Source organism: Myxococcus sp. AM011, from assembly GCF_013372595.1.
Taxonomy (GTDB): domain Bacteria; phylum Myxococcota; class Myxococcia; order Myxococcales; family Myxococcaceae; genus Myxococcus; species Myxococcus eversor.
The window spans coordinates 1-18285 of record NZ_JABXEM010000123.1; the positions used below are offsets into that span (position 1 = coordinate 1).

Genomic DNA, 18285 nt, shown 5'->3' on the forward strand with positions numbered 1-18285 from the left:
GCCGCCCAGGTGGATGCGTCCCACCTCCGCGTCGAGCTGCGCCAGGTCCGCCGCTTTCGCGCAGCCCAGCGGTGCGTCCAGCGTCTCCAGGAGCCAGCCTGGGATGCCGTCGCGCAGCAGGGCCGTGTCGGGGCTCGTGGTGCGCAATGGCCTCACGTCCTCGCTGTCGGAGGTGGCGCGGCAACGGGCCCAGGTGCGCAACGTCCTGGAGCGTCGCGAGGTGCTGCGCGCGCGGCAGGATTCCCTCACTCCCGGACCTGAGCGCGACGCGGAGCTGTCCGGCGCGGACAACCGCGTGTCCCTGGAGCAGCGCAGGTATGACGAGCGCGCCGCGGGCTACAACGCCTCCGCCGCGTCCTTTCCTTCCGGTTGGGTGGGGCGCCTGAGCGGCCTGCCGTCCGCACTGCCTCTGTCGTCGGAGATCTCCACATGGTGAAGGCCGCCCTGCTGACGCTGTTGCTGCCCGCCGTGCTGCTGGGCTCCTCGCCGACCATCGAGCGGCCCGTGACGGACGCGCACGGGATGTTGAGCGCCCAGGAGAAGGAGGCTGTCGCCGAGTCCCTGGTGGCGTTGCGCTCCGAGCAGCAGGTGCAGCTCGCCGTCCTGCTCGTGCTCACGACGGAGGGCCAGCCCATCGAGGACTTCGCGGCGCGGGTCTTCCAGACGTGGAAGGGCGGTGAGGCGGGCCAGGACAACGGCGTCCTGCTCGTCGTGGCGCGCGATGACCGGCGGATGCGCCTGGAGGTGGGCTACGGCGTGGAGACGCGCCTGACGGATGGCGAGGCGCGGGCCCTGTTGGATGCGCAGGGGCCGCTCATGCGTGAAGGGCGGCTCGCGGATGCGCTGCTGGCCATCGTCGCGGGGGTGCGGGAGCAGGTCTCGGAGGCGGAGCCGCTGTCGCCCGTCGCGGGGGCGCACTCCGAGCAGGCCCATGACCACGCGCATGAATCCGAGCCCGCTGATGCCCGCCCGCTCGTCTACGGGATGCTCGTCTTGAATCTCGTGTTGGGCGGACTGCTGGCCCGCGCGAAGCTCGGCTCCATCCTGCTCGGGTGGAAGGAGGCGGGAGTGCGGCCTGGATGGACGGCCCTGAGCCCCGAGGACCGAAGCGTCGTCTCTCGCGGAGCGATGTTCGCGGGGGGCGGCATGGGCCTCGCGGGCGCGCTCGCGGCGGCCCAGGGGCTCTCACCCCTGGGAGTGATGCTCGGGTGTGTGGTGATGCTGGCCCTGGTGTCCTGCGGGTGGCATCAGTGGCTGTGGGGCGCATGGCCATGGGGCGTCTCGCTGCTGCTCGCGCCCATCAGCCTCGTCATCCTCAACGAGTCCGAGAAATACCCTCACACCGACCTGCCGGTGTTGCTGGGGTTTGGATCCATCATGTTGATTTTCGCGGCGACCCCGCTGCTCGTCGGCACGCACATGCTCCAGGGCATCCTCGAAGGGCTGGAGCCGCACTTCCGTCGGGCGGCCCGCGTCTCCTCGGGACCTCGTCCCGCCTCCTCCAGCGGGAACCAACGTCCCACCCAGAAGAAGCGATACAAGAAGGGGAAGCGACGCGCCGGCTCGGGAAGGCGACAGCAGTTCCAGGGCGCGGAACCGTCTCGCCCGGTCAGCGGGAGCAGCCGGCCCTCGTTCCTCTGGGCCTTCTTCTCCTCCCTGTTCTCTTCTTCGGGTTCTTCGTCTTCGTCCTCGTCGTCTTCTTCTTCGTTCTCCTCGTTCAGCAGCAGCTCTTCGTCCTCGTCGTCATCCTCTTCCTCCTCGTCCTCTTCCTGGAGTGGCGGAGGTGGCTCTTCGGGCGGTGGCGGGGCGAGCAGCTCCTGGTAGTCGCCGCCTTCTTCAAATAGGCATCGCGCTGCACTAGAAGAGGTCCCAGGAGTCCCCACGCGTGCAACCCACTGAACCCCGACGTCGTCGAGAGCAGCACCGCTCCGGGTGGATGAAGTTCCTGGACTTCATGGAGCTGGACTCGCCCGAGGGCCGGTGGGGCCTGGGGCTCGTGCTCGGTCTGCTCGTCATCGGCTTCTGGCCGCTGTTGCTGCTGGCATTGATGGACGTGAGCGGCACGCCCCGCAAGGTGCTGGTGGCCCTGGGGCCCGCATCCATCTGCCTGGGGTTGGCCCTGCTCATCCTGGTGTGCGGCCACCGGTATGGCGAATCGCTCCGGTGGTCGCGCCGCCAGACGTGGGGGCTCGCCGCGCTGTTCCTGGGCCTGGGCCTGCTGGGCGGCGTGGGCCTGTGGTTCAGCGAGAGCTGAGGACTCGCTCGCGCGAGGCGCCTCAGCCCTGCTCCGCGCCCTCGAAGGTGACCTGCGCCTTGTTCATGACGTGCTCCACGGCGAGCAGGTACCAGGCGAGTTCGGTCAGCCGCTTCGTCGTCTCCGGCGACTCGCGCAGGGCTGCGTGGGTGTCCTCCGCCGTGAGCCCGAAGGGCGCCGTGTGGTCGCGGATGAGCTTCTCGAGCTTCTCCGGCGTGAGCTGAAGTTTCTCCGCCTCGGTGACGGCCTTCAGCGCGATTCCGATGTGCAGCCGGCGCTCCGCGTCCGCGCGCGTGGTGGGGTCCGTGAGCCAGCCCTGGAGCGCCTCGCGCTGCTCATCGACGTCGAACTGGTACGCGACCATCGCCTGTCCCTCGGCCTGGACCCAGCGGCGGCGCAGCTCCTCGTCCACCAGCGCGGGAGGCAGCTCCACCGGCGCACGCCGGGCCACCTCGTCCAGCACCATGTCCCGGGCCTGCACCCAGAGCTCCGCCGCGCCCTCGTCCTCCAACTCGTCACGCAGGCGGAGCATCACCTCGTCCAGGGTGCCGCCCATCCCGAGCTTCTCGAGGAACTCGGCGCTGGTCTCCGGCAACATCGTCACCTGGTCGGCGCCGATGATGTCCACGAGGAAGCGCGCGGGCTTCCCCCGCAGCGACTCCACCGGATAGAGGTCCGGCAGCTCCAGGGCGACCTGCATGGACTCGCCCACCTTCCCACCCTCCGCGATGGCCTCGCAGAACCCGGGCAGCGCTTCAATGGGCGCCAGCTCCGTCTTCATGCCGAAGCGCGCGGAGAAGGGGATGAGATGCCCATCGCAGTAGCCCACGATGTTGAGCTGCACGTCGTCGCCCAGCTCCAGCGCCTCACCCGGTTGACGCTCGCGCGTGGTGGCCAGCTCCCGGCGCTTCTCGTGGAAGGCGCGCAGGAGCTCCTCTTCCGTCAGGTCGTCCGGGGTGGGGACGAGCACGGAGATTCCCTCCAGCGAGGGGGCCTCCACATTGGGGACCTTGAGGGCTTCCTCGGAGACCGTGCTCACCACCGGGCTCATCTTGAGAAGGCGCTCAACGCCCCGACCTGATCCTCGAGTCCCTTGCTTGCTGCTCACGAATGCTCCCGGGAGATAGGCGTGCCAGCGCCCGCGCCAATGGGGGGAAAAGCGACGGCTCGGCATGGACCAGGGCATAGTCCAGCCGAGCCGCTCTGACAAACCCCGATGGGAGGGGTCGCTGTTTAGAAGAAGGCGCCCACGATGCTGGACACCGTGGAGATGGCGGCGCCGACCTGGCTGACAATCGGGATGTTGGTGGCCGCGGCGATGGAGCCCACGGCGGTGATGACCGACGTCACCTTCTTGCCCGTGCTCGCGTTCTTGTCCATCAGCGTCGCGCCCGCGTTGGCCACGTCGATGGCCGCGATGGCCACGTTGACGCCCGGAGCGAAGCGGCCCAGCGCCTTGGCGGCGGTGGTGCCAGCGGCCTTCGCGCCCTGCTTCAGGGCGGCCTCGCCGACCTCCGTGCCCACCTTGGTCAGCGCGGCCTTGGCGGCCTGGCGCGTGCCGGTGCCCATGATGTTCTGGGCGATGGTGCCGCCCGTCTTCTTCGCCACGTCGAGCGCGGCTTCCTTGGCGCCCTTGGTGATGGCCTTCGCCGTGGCGCCCTCGAAGACGCCCTTGGTGGCGACGTTCTTGACGGCCTTGAGCACGTCGTCGCTGGCGTTGGGGAGCGTCTTCTTGAACGCGTCGACCGCCTTCTTGCCGGCCTCCAGCTTGTCCTTGAAGACGGTGCCGCCGAGCACGCCGCCCATCACCTTGCCGCCGAGGATGCCGCCCGTCGCCGCGGTGATGCCGGACTTGGCCGCGTCGAGGGTGGACCGCGTGGCGGAGATGATGTCGTCCTTGCTACCGGTGCGGATGGCCTGGCGGATGTCCTTGACCGCCGTGGCGCCGGCCATGACCGCGCCGGGGATGCCCGCGTAGCGCGCGAAGGACTTCATGCCCGCGCCCAGCTTGGTCAGGCCCTTGAACTCGCCCTTGGCGTAGGTGGGGTTGCTGACGAAGTCGAGGTTCTTGCCCGTCAGCAGGCCCTCCGCGCCCTGCTTGATGTTCTTGATCTGCTGGAAGGCGTCCTTGCCGAAGCCGAAGGCCTTCGCGCTCTGGGTCGCGATCGCCGTGCCGCCCTTGATGAGCTCCTTGTTCTCCTGAACCGTCTTCTGGACGTCCTGAACGGTCTTCTGAACGGTGGCGCGGGCGGTGTTGAGCGTCTTGCGGATGTCGAAACCCATGGGGGGCCTCACGAATAAATCGGGATGGAACTTGCCTGGATTATCGCGATCACCCGGCGCGAGTTGCTTCGGGCATGTCGTCCTCTCGGATAAAGCGAAGAGGGCGTGGTCTGCGCGGCAAGCCATTGAAATCATTGAGATTTAAAAGGAGCGAATGAGGTCGGAGCCTACCCGGGTGAGTCCGTTAATCCCGGAATTAACCCGTCGAAATTGACGTCGGGGTGCGTCGTCGCTATGAACGCGTTCAATTTTGAACGTGTTCAATATGTCCCTGCGCGAGCGAGCGAAGAGCGAGAAGTGGGAGCGGATCCGCGCGGCGGCGAAGCGGCTGTTCGTGGAGCGCGGCTATGCGGGCACGACGGTGCGGGCCATCGCCGAGGAGGCGGGCGTCGCGACGGGCACGGTGCTGGTGTACGGCGAGACGAAGGACGCGCTCCTTCACGAGCTGTGGCGCTCGGAGGCGATGCCGCTCGTGGAGGAGGCCGTGTCCTCCTTGCCGGAGGGGGTGTTCGTGGACCGGTGCATGCACCTGTTCTCGCCGCTCCTGGAGCACTACGCCTCGCAGCCGGAGCTGGCCCGCGCGGTGGTGAAGGAGCTGCCCTGGCTCACGGGCGCCGCGGAGGCGCTGCACCGTCCCGCGCTGGCGCGGCTGCTCGGCGCGTTGGCGCGGATTGTCGACGAGGCGAAGGTGAAGGGAGAGCTGCGCGCGGAGGTGGAGGGCGAGCTGGCGGCGGGGCTCGCCTTCTCCGTCTATTACGCGGCCGTCGTCCGCATGCTCTCGCCGCTGACGGACTCGACGGCGGACGAAGCACGAGACGACCTGCGCCGCACGCTGGCCATGGTGCTGGTTGGAGTGGGCTCCAGGAGGTCGTCATGAAGGTCCTGATTGTCGGCGGTGGAATCGGTGGGCTCGCGCTGGGCGCGGCCCTGGCGCGTCGCGACGTGGAGGCCGACATCATCGAACGGCGGCCTGCCTATGGTGATGAGGGCGCGGGCATCGTGCTTGGCCCCAATGTGATGTCGGTGATGAAGGGCCTTGCGTTGCACGAGGCCGTCGTCGCCGCCGGGCACCCGGTGGGCCTGGCCCGAATCACCGATGCTTCAGGGCGCGTCCTCCAACAGACGGCGTACGCGATGCCGGACCTGCCGCTCCCGGCGACGGCGATTCACCGCGACTGCCTGCTTCGCGTCCTGCGTGCCGCGTCACCCGCGCCCCGGCTCGGTGTGACGCTCTCGAGCGTGGAGCGCGGCGCTGACGGCGTGGACGTCGCGTTCTCCGACGGCACGACGGGCCGCTACGACGTCGTGGTCGGCGCGGATGGCATCCGCTCCGCAGTGAGGAGCCAGGTCTGTGGGACCGAGGTGTCCTCGCGCTACTCCGGCTACACGTGCTGGCGCTTCGTGGTCGACGGCCACTTCGAGGACGCCGTGGTGGAGATGTGGGGCCGAGGCAGGCGCGTGGGCGTGGTGCCGCTGGGGGAGGGGAAATCGTACGTCTTCCTCACGCTCAACGCCCCGCGTCGCGCGCCTCCACCGTGGACGGACCTCGCCGGCCTCCGGGCCACCTATGCGGGGTTCGCGGACCCGGCCCGCTCCGCGCTGGCGGCGCTCGAGCACATGGACGGCGTGCTGCACAACGACATCGAGGATTGCTCCGCGCCGCGTTGGTGGAGGCCTCGAGTCGTCCTCCTGGGCGACGCCGCGCATGCCGTGACGCCCAACCTGGGGCAGGGGGCGGGGCTCGCCATCGAGGACGCCGCCGCGCTCGCGCAGCTCCTGGCGACGATGGGCCCCTCGGATGCGGCGCTGGCCCGCTACGAAGACCTCCGTCGTCCGCGCGCGGAGCGGATCCGCGACCGCTCGTGGACACTCGGCAAGGTCGCCCAGTGGGAGAGCGGCCTCGCACGGCGTTTACGCGATGCGGCGCTGGTGTGGACCCCGGAGTCGGTGGCCCGCGGGGAGCTGGAGAAGGTCGTTCGCGACATGCCCGGCGTGCCCGTCGGCTGAGTCGTGGCGGGGCCCTTCGGGGCCACGAAGATCCACGCCCACCCTTGCCGGATGGGCGTTCAGTGCCTAACTCCTCCCGGCATCCAGGAACCTGGATCTTCGCTCCGTGAGCGGGAGGCAGCTTGTCGTCGAATCGCGACCCCGAGGAACTCTTGACGCCGACGGAAGCCGGGCACGTCCTGGGTCTTTCGCCCGACACGGTGCGCGTGCTCTGCGACAAGGGCCGCCTGCCCGCGCTGCGCACCATGAGTGGTCGTCGGCTGGTGCGCCGGAGGGACGTCGAGCGCCTCGCCGAAGAGCGCCGCCGCGGTGCTCCATCCGCCGGGCAGTCGAGCGAGACGTGACGCGCGCGTTCACGTCACCCGAGTGGCAGTGAGGCGAGGCCCCCGAAGCTAGACAGCGGATTGTGGCATGGGGCTGCTCGTCCGGGCCCGCAAAGGATGGCGCGTGAATGTGAAGAACGAGCGGCCTCAGGGGACCGAGACAGTCCCGCCGCCCGGCTGTGAGGCCGCGGTGCTGTTCGAGGTCATCTGGGGGTCGCTGGTCGACCTCCTGGGGACCCCGGCCACGGCGACCCTCATCCGCCGCAGCCTGAAGCTCGCCGCGCAAAACGCGCCCGAACTCCAAGGCATCTCCGTCAGCCGGGAGCGCTTCGAGTACCGCCTGATCCTTCCCCCCGAGTGGCGGGACGGCACCATCGGAACGTTGGACGGCCTGCGCGCCGTCGCCCGTGAGCTGCAACCGCTCCTGCAGGAGCTGACGGGTCCAGTGGTCGTCCGCAGGCTCCGCGGGATTCCCGAAGTCGAGCGCTGCCGTCTGTTTCCTCCAGAGGATGCGTCATGATTGCCAAGAAGACCTCTCTCGAGTTCGAGACCACGGGTGATGTGGCGCTGGACCGGATTCTCGGAGGCGGGATTCCCGCCCGCTCCATGGTGGTCATCGCCGGTGAGCCAGGCTCCGGGAAGACGGTGCTGACGCTCCAGATGCTGTTCCACGCGGCGCGGCAGGGAAAGAAGTGCCTCTACTTCACGACGCTCTCCGAGCCGGCCCTCAAGGTCATCCGCTACATGCAGTTGTTCGACTTCTTCGACGTCGAGCTGCTGGACAAGCAGGTCATCTTCGTCGACCTCGGCGGGTGCGTGCGCGAGGGGGCGGAGCGGACGCTCGCGGAGATAGAGGCGCGCGTCGAGAAGCATGAGCCGGACTTCGTGGCCATCGACAGCTTCCGCGCCATTGGCGAACTGCTCCAGCACCAGGGCGTCGGGGCGCGTCCCTTCATCTATGACCTCGCGGTCCAGACGGCGAGCTGGGGCGCGACGACGCTGCTCGCCGGCGAATACACCCGGGACGAGTTCCCCGTCTTCGCCGAGTTCGCGGTGGCGGATGGCATCATCCGGCTGGGCAGTGAGCGACAGGAGCTCACCTCGGTGCGCGAGATGGAGGTCCTCAAGCTGCGCGGCGCGGGCTACACGTCGGGCCGGCACTTCTTCGACATCAGCAAGGCGGGCGTCTCGTTCTACCCGCGCGTGAGCACCCCCGAGGACACCCAGGTGCATGCCAGCGCGGACGCGGGAGTGCGCGCGACCATGGGCGTCGAGGGCCTGGATGACCTGCTCGGAGGGGGGCTGCCGGGCGGAAGCGCGACGGTGGTGCAGGGTGGAACGGGGAGCGGAAAGACGCTGCTCAGTCTCCAGTTCCTCCTGGAGGGAGCCCGCAAGGGCGAGAAGGGCGTCCTCTTCACCCTGGAGGAGTCCCCCGACCAGCTCCGCTCGATTGCGCGCAGCGTGGGATGGGACCTGGCCTCGTTCGAGGCGCAAGGCAAGCTGGTCATCCGGTACACGTCACCCGTGGAGCTGTCGACGGACCGCTTCCTCTATGAGGCTCGCAAGGAGGTGCGCGAGCTGGGGGCCACCCGCGCGGTGTTCGACAGCCTGACCACCATGTCCCTGGGAGTGCCCTCGGACCGTCGCTACAAGGAGATGGTCTACGCCATCGCCAAGCACATGCGCGCAGCGGGCGTCACGCTCCTGATGACCGTCGAGTCCGAGCAACTGCTGGGCACCGCCACCATCTCCGGCCATGGCGTCTCCTTCATCGCCGACAACCTCATCCAACTGCGCTACGTGGAGATAGGCAACAAGCTGGAGCGGGCCATCTCGGTGCTCAAGGCCCGCGGCATCAAGCACAACTCCGAGCTTCGCTCGATGACGGTGGGGGCCGACGGCTTGAAGGTGATTGAAGGGCGCTTCAGGGACCTGCGAGGTGTGCTGACTGGCCTTCCCACCCGGGAGTCGAGGGATACTCCATGAGCGCCGAGTACGAGGCCGAGCTGGGTCGCATCGCGCGGACCCTCTCCGAAATCGCGCGCACGCTCGAATCGGCCGACGGGGCCGAGGAGCGGGTCCAACGCACGCTGGAGCTGACGCGGGAACTGCTCCCCTATCGGCGGGTATCGCTCCTGAGGGCGTTCGCGGGCACTCCGTACACGCTGTTCGTCGTCCCCGAGCTGCCCGCCGCGGAGCGCACCGCGCTGCTGTCGACCCTCACCCGGCTCTTCCGTCTCATCGCCCACTCCGACGAGATTGGACGCTCGTCCGATGAGCATCCGCACCTGACCTTGCCGTTGATGGGGCTGGATGAAGTCATCGGCCTGGTGCGGATGGAGCCGTCGGCGAACATCGCCTACGACGTGCAACATCTTCGACTGCTCTCGGTCATCGCGGCGCAGCTCGGCGCCTACCTGACGATGATAAAGCTGCGCGACGAGGACGCGCAGCGGACCCGGGAGCTCGTCGCGGCCCATGACTTCCAGCAGATCCTCGTGGGCGTCGTCAGCCACGACCTGCGCAGTCCGCTCACGGTCATCACCACCGTGACCTCCCAGCTCCTGCGCAAGACGGAGGACCCCAAGCGGGCGAAGACCATCGAGCGGGCCCTCCGCAGCGCGGAGCGGGCCAATCGCATCATCAACGACCTCCTGGATGTCACGCATGCGCGCGTGACGAGGCACCTGCCCGTGTCCCGGCAGCGCATCGACCTGCTGGCGCACCTCAAGGAGGCCCTCGAGGACATGGGCCTGTCCAATCCCGGCCGGGAGATTCAGTTCGTGGCGGAGGCGGACGCGGTCCTGGGGGATTGGGACCCTGGCCGGCTCACGCAGGTGGCGACCAACCTCGTCAACAACGCCCTGCAGTATGGGGCGGAGCGAGCGCCCGTCCGCGTCACCCTCCAGGCGGACAGCGGCGAGGTCGTCCTCGCCGTGCACAACCAGGGGGCCGCGATACCCGAGGACCTGGTGCCGGTGCTGTTCAATCCCTTCAGGCAGGGACAGCACGCGCGGCAGCGCGCGGTGGGCGGAGGCCTGGGACTCGGGCTCTACATCGTCGAGCAGATTGTTCGAAGCCACGGTGGCACGGTGGCCGTGCGCTCCTCCGTGGCGGAGGGGACGACCTTCACGGTGGTGCTCCCCCGGTCGGTGACGGGTCAGCGTGCGAGTGAAGAGGCTCCCGCGCGGAACGCGGAGCGTGGACCCGCGCTCGCATCCACCGTGCGTGGGAGCGCCGGTTCGACGCTGGTGATGGTCGTCGAGGACGAGGAGGAGGTGCGGCTCGGCATCGCGGAGATTCTGGAGGGCAGGGGCTACCAGGTGGTGCCCGCGTCGAATGGCCAGGAGGCGCTCGAGCACCTTCAGCGCGGACTGCGCCCCGGTCTCATCCTCCTGGACATCCGGATGCCCGTCATGGACGGCGAGGCGTTCCACGACGCCTGTCGCGGGGACCCCGAGCTCTCCTCGATTCCGCTCCTGGTCATCTCCTCGGATGCGGCCACCGCCGTGAAGCTGACCCGGAGTGGCGCGTCGGGCTATCTGCCGAAGCCCGTCCAGCCGGAGTCGCTGCTGCGCGCCATCGAGACCTTCTCGCAATAGCCTTCCGCCCCGAAACTCCTCGCTTCGGGGCGAGTCCGCATGCGGGCTACTGCGGCGGCGCGACGGCGGCGGGGTCCATCCAGAAGCTCTCCCACTGGTGGCCGTCCAGGTCCTCGAAGCTGCGCTGGTACATGAAGCCCTGGTCCATCTTCTCCTTGGACTCCTTCGCGCCCGCAGCGAGCGCCTTCTCCATCAGCGCGTCGACGGCCGCGCGGCTGTCCACCGTCAGCGCGATGATGACCTCGGTCGACTTCGTGGCATCGGAGATCTCCTTCTTGATGAAGCTCTTGAAGAAGGGCTTCACCAACAGCATCGCGTAGATGTGCTCGTTGATGACCATGCACGTCGCGTTGGCGTCGGTGAACTGGGGGTTGAACGTGTAGCCCAGCTTCGTGAAGAAACCGACCGAGCGCTCGAGTGACTCGACGGGGAGGTTGACGAAGATCTTGGTGCCCATGGTGTGTCTCCTTCGCAGGTTGGAACAGGTGAACGTCGCCTTCAACCTCACGACGAACGGGTTTTTGGGAGATCGACACGGGATTTATTTTTTCCGGCGTGGCCCCCTGACGCCGCTCCCCTTGCCGTTCTAGGGGAGTCGCCGGTACCGTCCCCTAGACACTCTAGGGGAGCCGATGCAAGTCGACTTGCTGCAGGGGACGCTGGACATGCTGGTCCTCAAGACGCTCACGGGCGGGCCCATGCACGGCTACGCGGTGGCGGGCTGGCTCCAGCGCACGACGGATGACGCGCTGTGCGTGGAGGAGGGCTCGCTGTACCCGGCGCTGCACCGGATGACGCGGCGGGGTTGGGTGAAGGCGGACTGGGGTGTGTCGGAGAACAACCGCCGCGCGAAGTTCTACACGCTGACGGCGGAGGGACGGCGGCAGCTCAAGGAGGAGTCCTCCTCCTGGGAGCGGCTGACGCAGGCCGTGTCCAAGGTGCTCCACGCACAGCCCGCGACGCAGGGCGCTTGAGAGTGAGGACACCTTCCCATGCGCTGGATTGAAGACCGGTATCACGCGCTGCGCGCCCTGGTGCGACGCGGGCAATTGGAGATAGCGGTCGGCGTCGCGTTCTGACGCCATCCCCGCGTTCATGCCGATGGCGGTCAGTGGCCTTGATTCACCCGGAGCCACGACAAGGCCTGTAGAGAGGCGAACCAGGCACCCGCGACGAGGAGGTGGCGCAGGTGGTTCAGCCGCGCCCAGAGCAGCGCGCTCTCCACGGACGACGGGTTGTCGGGCGCCTGCATCAGTTTCACCATGGTGGGGATGAAGTACGAGAAGGTGAAGAGCCTGTCCACGAGCGCGACCAGGGCGGCCAGAAGCCACCAGAAGCGCAGCGGCCCCGTGGCGCGCGTGGCGAAGTAGAGACTCGCCAGGGTGAGCAGCGTCAGCGGCCCGGTGCTGACGAAGGCCCAGAAGCGCCGCCCCACGTCGTCCTGTCGCGCCGCCTCCGCGAACCCGTGTGCGTCCGTGGTGGCGAGCCATCTGGGAAGCACGATGCGGTGCTCGTAGAGCCCCGCGCCGAACGAGACGCCCAGGTTGAGCACGAAGAGCCACAGGAAGATTTCCGCCGCCGACGGCTTCAGGTTCATCATGCGGGCAGGATGCGTCCCGTGGCGCGCGAGCGTCTTTCGCGCCCTTGTGCTGTTTTTCTGAATCCTGCGGTGTTCCCCATGGACCCCCGACACTCCCTCCTCGAGCAGATTGGCACCGACATCGTCCGCTTCCAGGATGCCTCCGCGGAGTTCGACGCGGCCGTCGGGGAGGTGCTCGCGCTCGGCCGCGCGGAGCTGGCGTGCCTGGCGCAGTTGCACTTCGGAGGTCCCACGCCATTGAGCGCCGTCGCGCGAGGCACCGATGTGGCCCGGCTGGAGCTCGCCGGCTATGTCCGGCGAGAGGCCGCTGGTGGTGGCAGGCGGCTGGCGCTCACGGGACATGCGCGCGAGTGGATTGAGACCCTCTGGGGGCCGCTGCGCATGGAGGGCTTCCAGTTGATGTCCTCCCTGTCGGATGCGGACCTGAAGGTCATCGCCAGCTTCCTGACCGCGGCCCGGGAGGCCCAGGACCGCCATGCCTCCAGGCTGGCGAAGCTGCTCCAGACGCCAGGCGGTTCGAGGGCGGCGCGACGGCGTGGCGGTCTCTCCGCCGCCGCGCTCCACCGCGTGCAGCTCTTCATCGAGGCCCACCTTGCCCGGAAGATTCGCGTGGAGGAATTGGCCCAGCGCTCGGGGCTGAGCGTCTTCTATTTCACCCGGGCCTTTCGTCAGTCCATGGGGATGACGCCGCACGCCTTCGTGCAGCAGCGGCGGGTGGAGCGCGCGCGTGAGTTGTTGAGCCGCACGTCCCGCTCCTTGGGCGACATCGCGCTGGAGGTTGGCTTCAGCTCACAGAGCCACTTCACCACCGTCTTCCGCCGGCTCACGGGGCTGACTCCCGCGGTCATCCGGCGAGGGGGAGGGTGAGCCGCGCCGCGAGAGTGTGCCCTCGCGGCGCGGAGATTCTCGACGAGCAGGAGCTGTCCGGGCCTAGGTGGCGTCGGGCCTCTTCACCGACACGGGGTCCTCCGCGACGTGTTGACGGCGTTGGAGGTACCGCAAGGAGGTCAACGTCACCACGGCCATGAGCGAGGCGTAACCCACGAGGGGCCACGCGGTGTCACCATCGAGCGTGACGACCATCAGCGTACCGAGGACGCCGACGATGGGGCCCTGGATGCAGAAGTAGAGCGCGACCGCTGTTCCCGCCATGGCGCCGAAGGCCTGGAGCGCGCCATTGGCGGTGACGGAGGCGGCGAACACGATACCGGCCGCGATGACCCACATCGGCGCGACGAAGGTCCAGAGTGACGGCGGCGCGAGGCGCTGCCCGGCGGCCAGCAACACCGCGCCGAGCAACAACAGGAGCATGCCCCGGGTGAGGCTTCCCGCGAGTCCCCAGGAGGCCACGAAGCGCTTCGCGAAGCGTGTCGTGAGAATCATCGCGAGCGCGGCGGTGGCGAAGGCCAGGCTGAAGCCGAGCTCGGAGAAGCCGGCCTGCCCGATGAGGACCCGGGGCGCCGTGGAGAAGAAGACGAAGAACGAGCCCATGGCCGCGCTGAAGCCCAGGGTGTACGTCCAGAACGCGGCGCTGCGCAGGATGGGCTGGAACGCCACGCGCTGGTATGCCCCGCCGGATGGGCGCGTCTCGTGCCATCTCGGCCAGGCATTCAGCAGTGCCGCCGTCGCCAGGATGCCGAGCGTGACGAAGATGGCTCTCCATCCGAGGTGCTTCGCGAGCAGGGCCCCGGCGATGGGCCCGAGCGCGGGGACGAAGGCCAGCATGGCGCTGAACAGGCTGTAGATGACCGTGCTTTCGGGCCGGTCCGCATAGACATCACGGACGGTCGCGAACGTGGCGACGAGGGCCGCGGATGCTCCCATGGCCTGCAGGAGCCGGAGGCCGACGAACGTCGCGGCATCGGAGGTGCCCGCGAGCAGGAACGAGGCGGTCGCGAACAACAGCGCGCCTCCGAGGAGGACTCGACGCCGGCCGATGCGGTCCGACACCGGGCCGAACACCATCTGCCCGAGCCCGAGCACGGCCATGTAGAGGCTCAGCGTGAGCTGGATGACGGCGGGGGAGGTGTCGAGGATTCCGGTCATCGCCGGAACCACGGGCAGGTAGATGTCCATGGCCAACGAGGCCAGGAGATCGAAGGGGGCCATCAGCCACAGCGCTGCTGGCACGGAGTGCTTCCACGACAGGGTTTTGTAGTCAGGCACGATTGCATCCGCACAAATGAGGAACATCTGGCGGCGCTCTGCCTCTCCACGGGTACCGGGATGAGCTGGTGCAGAGGGCCGCGGCAACGGTTGACGTGTCGCCGCGGCTCACTCATCTGCTGATTCGGCTGTTCCCATCCGGCTGGCTCCTGCGGGCGTCGTGTCTGCTCACGAAGGCCGGGGGCGGGTATAGCAACCAGGGCTGTGCTGCTCAATCACCCAGCCGGGGCTCAACCACCACACCACGGGTTGATGCACTCGTGGTCCCAGCAGGTCCTGGTTGGACCGCAGTCCCTGCTCTCCCCGCACACTCCTTCTGTGAGGACGGGGTCCTGACACACGGAGCCGTCGCACCGGGACTCCAGACAGTCGACTTACTCCCCCACGCCAGGGCGCTTGCCACAAGGCTCGAGATGGCCCGGCGCCCGGCTCACAGGCCTCTCCCAGCGCCTTCACGGCCCGGCACTCCCTGGGGAGTCTTTACCTCTGATGGGCTCGGTCTTCACGCAGCGATACCCGAGCGAACACTCCGTGTCTTTCGTGCAAGTGCCCTCCTTCTCGCGCTCGACCCACCGAATACCATCGCACGTCGAGTCCGACCCCGACGAACACCGCTCTCTCCGGCGCCATGTAGTCCGTGGCGCCCAGGATGGCGCCCGTCGCGGTGAGCTGCTCTCCCTCCGGCAGGTTCATCTTGGAGATGCCGAGGTCCACCACCTTGAGGGGCTCCAGGGAGGGGGGAACTCTTGACGTCCCCAGGGGCAAGGTCCGGGCCTGCGCGCAAAGGCGCGAAAGGGCGAGGTATGCCCCACCCCGACCTGTAGGCCGCGGACTACAACGCGCGGCGGATTTGATGTCTCCCGCCCGCGGTGGGCGAGGGCCTCCGAGGACCGGCGGCGGGACAACCGTCACCTGGCGGAACAACCTCCCGTCGACCTCTTGTCTTCCATTGGCGACGGAGGCGTCGTGCGCGCCTCCAACCCCACACAGGAGTTGTCATGGTCCGTCTGGAAGACGCGCGTCGCATCATCGCCGCAGCAGAGAAGAAGGCCCAGGAGCTGGGCCAGCCCATGAACATCGCCGTCGCGGACGAGGGCGGCAACCTGGTCGCTCACGTGCGCATGGACGGGGCGTGGCTGGGCAGCATCGACATCTCCATCAAGAAGGCCTTCACGTCGCGCGCCTTCGACATCTCCACGCAGGACCTGGCGAAGGCCTCCCAGCCGGGAGGTCCGTTCTACGGCATCCACGCGTCCAACCACGGGCAGGTGATGATCTTCGCGGGCGGTGTCCCGCTGAAGAAGAACGGGAAGGTCGTGGGCGCCGTCGGCGTCAGCGGTGGCTCCGGCGACCAGGACCATGCCGTCGCCACCGCGGGCGCGGCCGCCTTCTGAATCGGCACGGACGACCCGCCAGGGGGTGGGGCTGGCCGCCCCGGGAAAGACGTGGCGCGGCCAGGCTGGCGAGGAGGGGCCTTCCGGTTCTTCTGACACTGGACGTGCTGGAGGGGGCGGGCATGCAGCGAAGCCGTGCCCCGCCCTTCCCCCTGTGCTAATTCGGGCGGGCCGCAAGGCGACGACGTCCCACCCCTCCAGCCGGAAAGACCTCCATGGCAGGCAGCAGCCTGATTGCGCTCCTCGACGACATCGCGACCATCCTGGATGACGTCTCCATCCTGACGAAGGTGGCGGCGAAGAAGACGGCGGGCGTGCTCGGAGACGACCTGGCGCTCAACGCGCAGCAGGTGACGGGCGTCAACGCGGACCGCGAGCTGCCGGTGGTGTGGGCGGTGGCGAAGGGCTCACTGGTCAACAAGGCCATCCTCGTCCCCGCGGCGCTGGCCATCAGCGCGCTGGCGCCCTGGCTGGTGACTCCGCTGCTGATGGTGGGCGGCGCCTTCCTCTGCTTCGAGGGGTTCGAGAAGCTCGCTCACAAGTTCCTGCACGGCGAGGAGGAGGACAACGCGCACCGCGAGGAGCTGCGCGAGGCGGTGGCGAACCCGAACGTGGACCTGGTGGCGTTGGAGAAGGACAAGATCAAGGGCGCGGTGCGCACCGACTTCATCCTCTCCGCGGAAATCATCGCGATTACATTGGGCACCGTGGCGACGGTGGGCTTCGCCACCCGCGTCTCGGTCCTGGTGGGAATCGCCCTCATCATGACGGTGGGCGTGTACGGGCTCGTGGCGGGCATCGTGAAGCTGGACGACGCGGGGCTGTATCTCAGCCGTCAGGCCGGGTCCTTCCAGCGAAGCCTGGGCGCGGGCATCCTCCGCTCGGCACCGTGGCTGATGAAGTTCCTCTCCGTGGCGGGGACGGCGGCCATGTTCCTGGTGGGCGGCGGCATCCTCGTGCACGGCGTCTCCAGCCTGCATCACGCGGAGGAGTCCCTCACGAAGTGGGCCGCGGGCGTGCCGGGCGTGGGAAGCATCCTGGGCGGGCTTGCCCCCATGCTGCTCAACGCGGCGGTGGGGCTGGGCGCGGGCGCCGTGACGGTGCTGCTCTTCACCCTGGGCCAGAAGCTGGTGAAGGGGCGGGGCGCGAAGAAGTAGCGCGAGTTCGAGCGCCAGCGCGGTCGAGGGACTCGCCACTCGCGAGTCTCTCCCCCTGGCGCTCCTGGAGTGAGCCGCCCCGTGGGTGGCCTCCGGGCGGTGACGCTCGATATTTCTCGCGGAGCTTTCCCGCCGCTGGCGCGTGGACCCGTTTCCGCTCCGCCGGCAGCTTCTTGAGCCTGCTGTTCTCCTCCGCCCGGGGCGGCTTCGACATCAGGGAACTCCGATGGGGTCAGCCCACTTGTCTCTTTGATTGTCGCGACGTATGTCTTTGCCGCCCCGTGGGAACCCCTTAGTTTGACATTTGAAAACATGAAGTGACACGTTCGGGGCACAAAGCTTCACGCATACTGGAGTTGCTTGTTTTGATTTGTAATTGAATCAAGAGCGGTGCTAGTAAGGCATTGGCTTCGGCCACCCCGCACAAACAACACAGGAGAAGTCCATGACGAGGAACGTGAAGCGCTTCCTGGCTGGCTCGCTGCTGTCTCTCATCCCGTCCATCGCCCTCGCCGGACAGGTGGAGCACGGGTTCCCTGACCTGCTCGCCGAGCGTACCGAGTACGTCAGCCTCCGCCCCGAGGGTGTTCAGGTCCCCGTGCGCGAAGGTGCCGGTGGCAATTCCGTCGCGGCGGCGAACGAAGATCTGCTCGTCTTCAACAACACCGGCCTCACCCTCAGCCTGGGCATCCAGGTCCTCACGGGTACGCTGAACGGCGTCTACAATCCCTACCCCTGCCCCCCGGCCCTGGGCAGCTTGTGTGGGTACCAGGTCGCCGCTCCCGCCCCCGCGCCGACGGTCACCCAGCAGTACTACTGGACGTCCAACGCGGCGAATCCGGGAGCCGGGAAGACGTGTATCTGGCAGGCGGTGGTCACCGACACCGCCGGGAGCTGCACGGCGCAGGTGTTCTTCGGCACCATCGGCGGTGCGATCTGCACGCTCGACGCGGTCAACTCCTTCATCAACCCGACGACGTGCTACGCGCAGATCGTCACGATCATGCAGTAGTTCGAGCCTTGCGCCGCCAGGAGCCTTGCATGAGGCCCCTGGCGGTGTCTTGTCGCTGCAAGTGATTGACCTGGGGGTGTGACGCCGGTCGTTATACCTCCCGGGTGGTAGAGACGGGGTTGTCCGCGTGAGGCAATCCTCCCATTCCAATCGTGGCATCTGGACTGGGAGGCGACTTCATGCGCTACATCACCGAAATCCAGCTCGAGGGCGGTGCGCTTCACGAGCACATCTCACGCCTTCGCTGGAGGGAAGAGGCTGGGACGGGCGAGAGCAGCCACGCGGAGCTGGTCCGGTGGGTCCAGGCCGGCGGAGATGCACGGGTGCGCGTCTGGTCCACGGACGTGAAGGTGGCCGTGGTGGATGCCGCGCGGCCCCACCTGCGGGCCAAGGCGAACGGCATCCTGACCGACAACCTGCTCGAGCTGCCCCGGTTCTAGTCAGGCGCCCGTGGTGGTGTGCCGACACGCACGGCCCCGATGGCGCG

20 protein-coding genes are annotated in these 18285 nt (G+C 68.2%); 15 read left to right on the forward strand and 5 right to left on the reverse strand.

The annotated features are described in order from the left end of the window. The first annotated feature begins 139 nt into the window (after positions 1 to 139). From HUW62_RS24580 to HUW62_RS24590, 3 genes are all read left to right on the forward strand, one after another. On the forward strand, positions 140 to 436 hold the full coding sequence (locus HUW62_RS24580) for a hypothetical protein (protein ID WP_176435780.1): 297 nt from the start codon (positions 140 to 142) through the stop codon (positions 434 to 436). Continuing rightward, positions 430 to 1824 carry a YgcG family protein gene (locus tag HUW62_RS24585; protein ID WP_176435781.1) on the forward strand — a complete coding sequence of 465 codons (1395 nt, stop codon included), beginning with the start codon at positions 430 to 432 and terminating at the stop codon, positions 1822 to 1824. Before HUW62_RS24580 ends, HUW62_RS24585 begins: the two co-directional genes overlap by 7 nt. A 61-nt stretch (positions 1825 to 1885) precedes the next feature. Next, positions 1886 to 2254: a hypothetical protein gene (locus HUW62_RS24590; protein ID WP_240356836.1), complete on the forward strand. Its 369-nt coding sequence runs from the start codon at positions 1886 to 1888 to the stop codon at positions 2252 to 2254. Positions 2255 to 2276: 22 nt separating this feature from the next. Here HUW62_RS24590 and HUW62_RS24595 read toward each other — a convergent pair whose 3' ends face one another. Together HUW62_RS24595 and HUW62_RS24600 are read right to left on the reverse strand one after the other, a co-directional pair. Beyond that, entirely contained in the window at positions 2277 to 3293 is a 1017-nt protein-coding gene (locus HUW62_RS24595) for a peptidylprolyl isomerase (RefSeq protein WP_368670474.1), read from the reverse strand. A 194-nt stretch (positions 3294 to 3487) separates the two neighbouring features. Continuing rightward, positions 3488 to 4537 carry a hypothetical protein gene (locus HUW62_RS24600; RefSeq protein WP_163868764.1) on the reverse strand — a complete coding sequence of 350 codons (1050 nt, stop codon included), beginning with the start codon at positions 4535 to 4537 and terminating at the stop codon, positions 3488 to 3490. Positions 4538 to 4802: 265 nt separating this feature from the next. Between HUW62_RS24600 and HUW62_RS24605 the strand changes: the two genes are divergently transcribed. The 6 genes from HUW62_RS24605 to HUW62_RS24630 all read left to right on the forward strand — a co-directional run bounded on the left by HUW62_RS24605 (position 4803) and on the right by HUW62_RS24630 (position 10469). Beyond that, entirely contained in the window at positions 4803 to 5414 is a 612-nt protein-coding gene (locus HUW62_RS24605; protein ID WP_255203625.1) for a TetR/AcrR family transcriptional regulator, read from the forward strand. Continuing rightward, positions 5411 to 6544, forward strand: a complete 1134-nt coding sequence (locus tag HUW62_RS24610) for an FAD-dependent monooxygenase (RefSeq protein ID WP_176435783.1) — start codon at positions 5411 to 5413, stop codon at positions 6542 to 6544. Before HUW62_RS24605 ends, HUW62_RS24610 begins: the two co-directional genes overlap by 4 nt. Positions 6545 to 6666: 122 nt before the next feature. Further along, entirely contained in the window at positions 6667 to 6888 is a 222-nt protein-coding gene (locus HUW62_RS24615) for a helix-turn-helix domain-containing protein (RefSeq protein WP_163868761.1), read from the forward strand. Between the two features lie 103 nt (positions 6889 to 6991). Next, on the forward strand, positions 6992 to 7387 hold the full coding sequence (locus HUW62_RS24620; RefSeq protein ID WP_163868760.1) for a hypothetical protein: 396 nt from the start codon (positions 6992 to 6994) through the stop codon (positions 7385 to 7387). Next, the gene (locus HUW62_RS24625) at positions 7384 to 8853 is read left to right on the forward strand and encodes an ATPase domain-containing protein (protein ID WP_176435784.1); all 1470 of its coding nucleotides are present in this window, start codon (positions 7384 to 7386) and stop codon (positions 8851 to 8853) included. Before HUW62_RS24620 ends, HUW62_RS24625 begins: the two co-directional genes overlap by 4 nt. Continuing rightward, positions 8850 to 10469 (forward strand): hybrid sensor histidine kinase/response regulator, encoded by a 1620-nt coding sequence (locus HUW62_RS24630; RefSeq protein ID WP_176435785.1) that lies wholly within the window; start codon positions 8850 to 8852, stop codon positions 10467 to 10469. The genes HUW62_RS24625 and HUW62_RS24630 overlap by 4 nt, the downstream gene beginning before the upstream one ends. Positions 10470 to 10515: 46 nt before the next feature. On the opposite strand, the gene HUW62_RS24635 is transcribed toward HUW62_RS24630, so the two are convergent. Beyond that, positions 10516 to 10926 (reverse strand): VOC family protein, encoded by a 411-nt coding sequence (locus HUW62_RS24635; protein WP_163868757.1) that lies wholly within the window; start codon positions 10924 to 10926, stop codon positions 10516 to 10518. Between the two features lie 175 nt (positions 10927 to 11101). Here HUW62_RS24635 and HUW62_RS24640 point away from each other — a divergent pair, with 175 nt between their 5' ends. Further along, positions 11102 to 11443, forward strand: coding sequence for a PadR family transcriptional regulator (locus HUW62_RS24640; RefSeq protein WP_176435786.1), 342 nt, complete (start codon positions 11102 to 11104; stop codon positions 11441 to 11443). A 134-nt stretch (positions 11444 to 11577) separates the two neighbouring features. On the opposite strand, the gene HUW62_RS24645 is transcribed toward HUW62_RS24640, so the two are convergent. Then, a complete protein-coding gene (locus HUW62_RS24645; RefSeq protein ID WP_176435787.1) occupies positions 11578 to 12069 on the reverse strand; it encodes a DUF1772 domain-containing protein in 492 nt (163 codons plus the stop codon). Between the two features lie 78 nt (positions 12070 to 12147). On the opposite strand from HUW62_RS24645, the gene HUW62_RS24650 reads away from it, so the two are divergent. After that, entirely contained in the window at positions 12148 to 12936 is a 789-nt protein-coding gene (locus HUW62_RS24650; RefSeq protein ID WP_163868754.1) for an AraC family transcriptional regulator, read from the forward strand. Between the two features lie 63 nt (positions 12937 to 12999). On the opposite strand, the gene cml is transcribed toward HUW62_RS24650, so the two are convergent. After that, positions 13000 to 14235, reverse strand: a complete 1236-nt coding sequence (gene cml, locus HUW62_RS24655) for a CmlA/FloR family chloramphenicol efflux MFS transporter (protein ID WP_368670476.1) — start codon at positions 14233 to 14235, stop codon at positions 13000 to 13002. A 998-nt stretch (positions 14236 to 15233) separates the two neighbouring features. On the opposite strand from cml, the gene HUW62_RS24660 reads away from it, so the two are divergent. The 4 genes from HUW62_RS24660 (at position 15234) to HUW62_RS24675 (ending at position 18238) form a co-directional block, all read left to right on the forward strand. Continuing rightward, a complete protein-coding gene (locus HUW62_RS24660) occupies positions 15234 to 15629 on the forward strand; it encodes a heme-binding protein (protein WP_163868752.1) in 396 nt (131 codons plus the stop codon). 215 nt (positions 15630 to 15844) lie between these two features. Then, entirely contained in the window at positions 15845 to 16786 is a 942-nt protein-coding gene (locus HUW62_RS24665) for a DUF808 domain-containing protein (protein WP_163868751.1), read from the forward strand. Positions 16787 to 17231: 445 nt separating this feature from the next. Beyond that, a complete protein-coding gene (locus HUW62_RS24670; protein ID WP_176435789.1) occupies positions 17232 to 17798 on the forward strand; it encodes a hypothetical protein in 567 nt (188 codons plus the stop codon). A 179-nt stretch (positions 17799 to 17977) separates the two neighbouring features. Then, entirely contained in the window at positions 17978 to 18238 is a 261-nt protein-coding gene (locus HUW62_RS24675; RefSeq protein WP_176435790.1) for a DUF3892 domain-containing protein, read from the forward strand. Positions 18239 to 18285 lie beyond the last annotated feature (47 nt).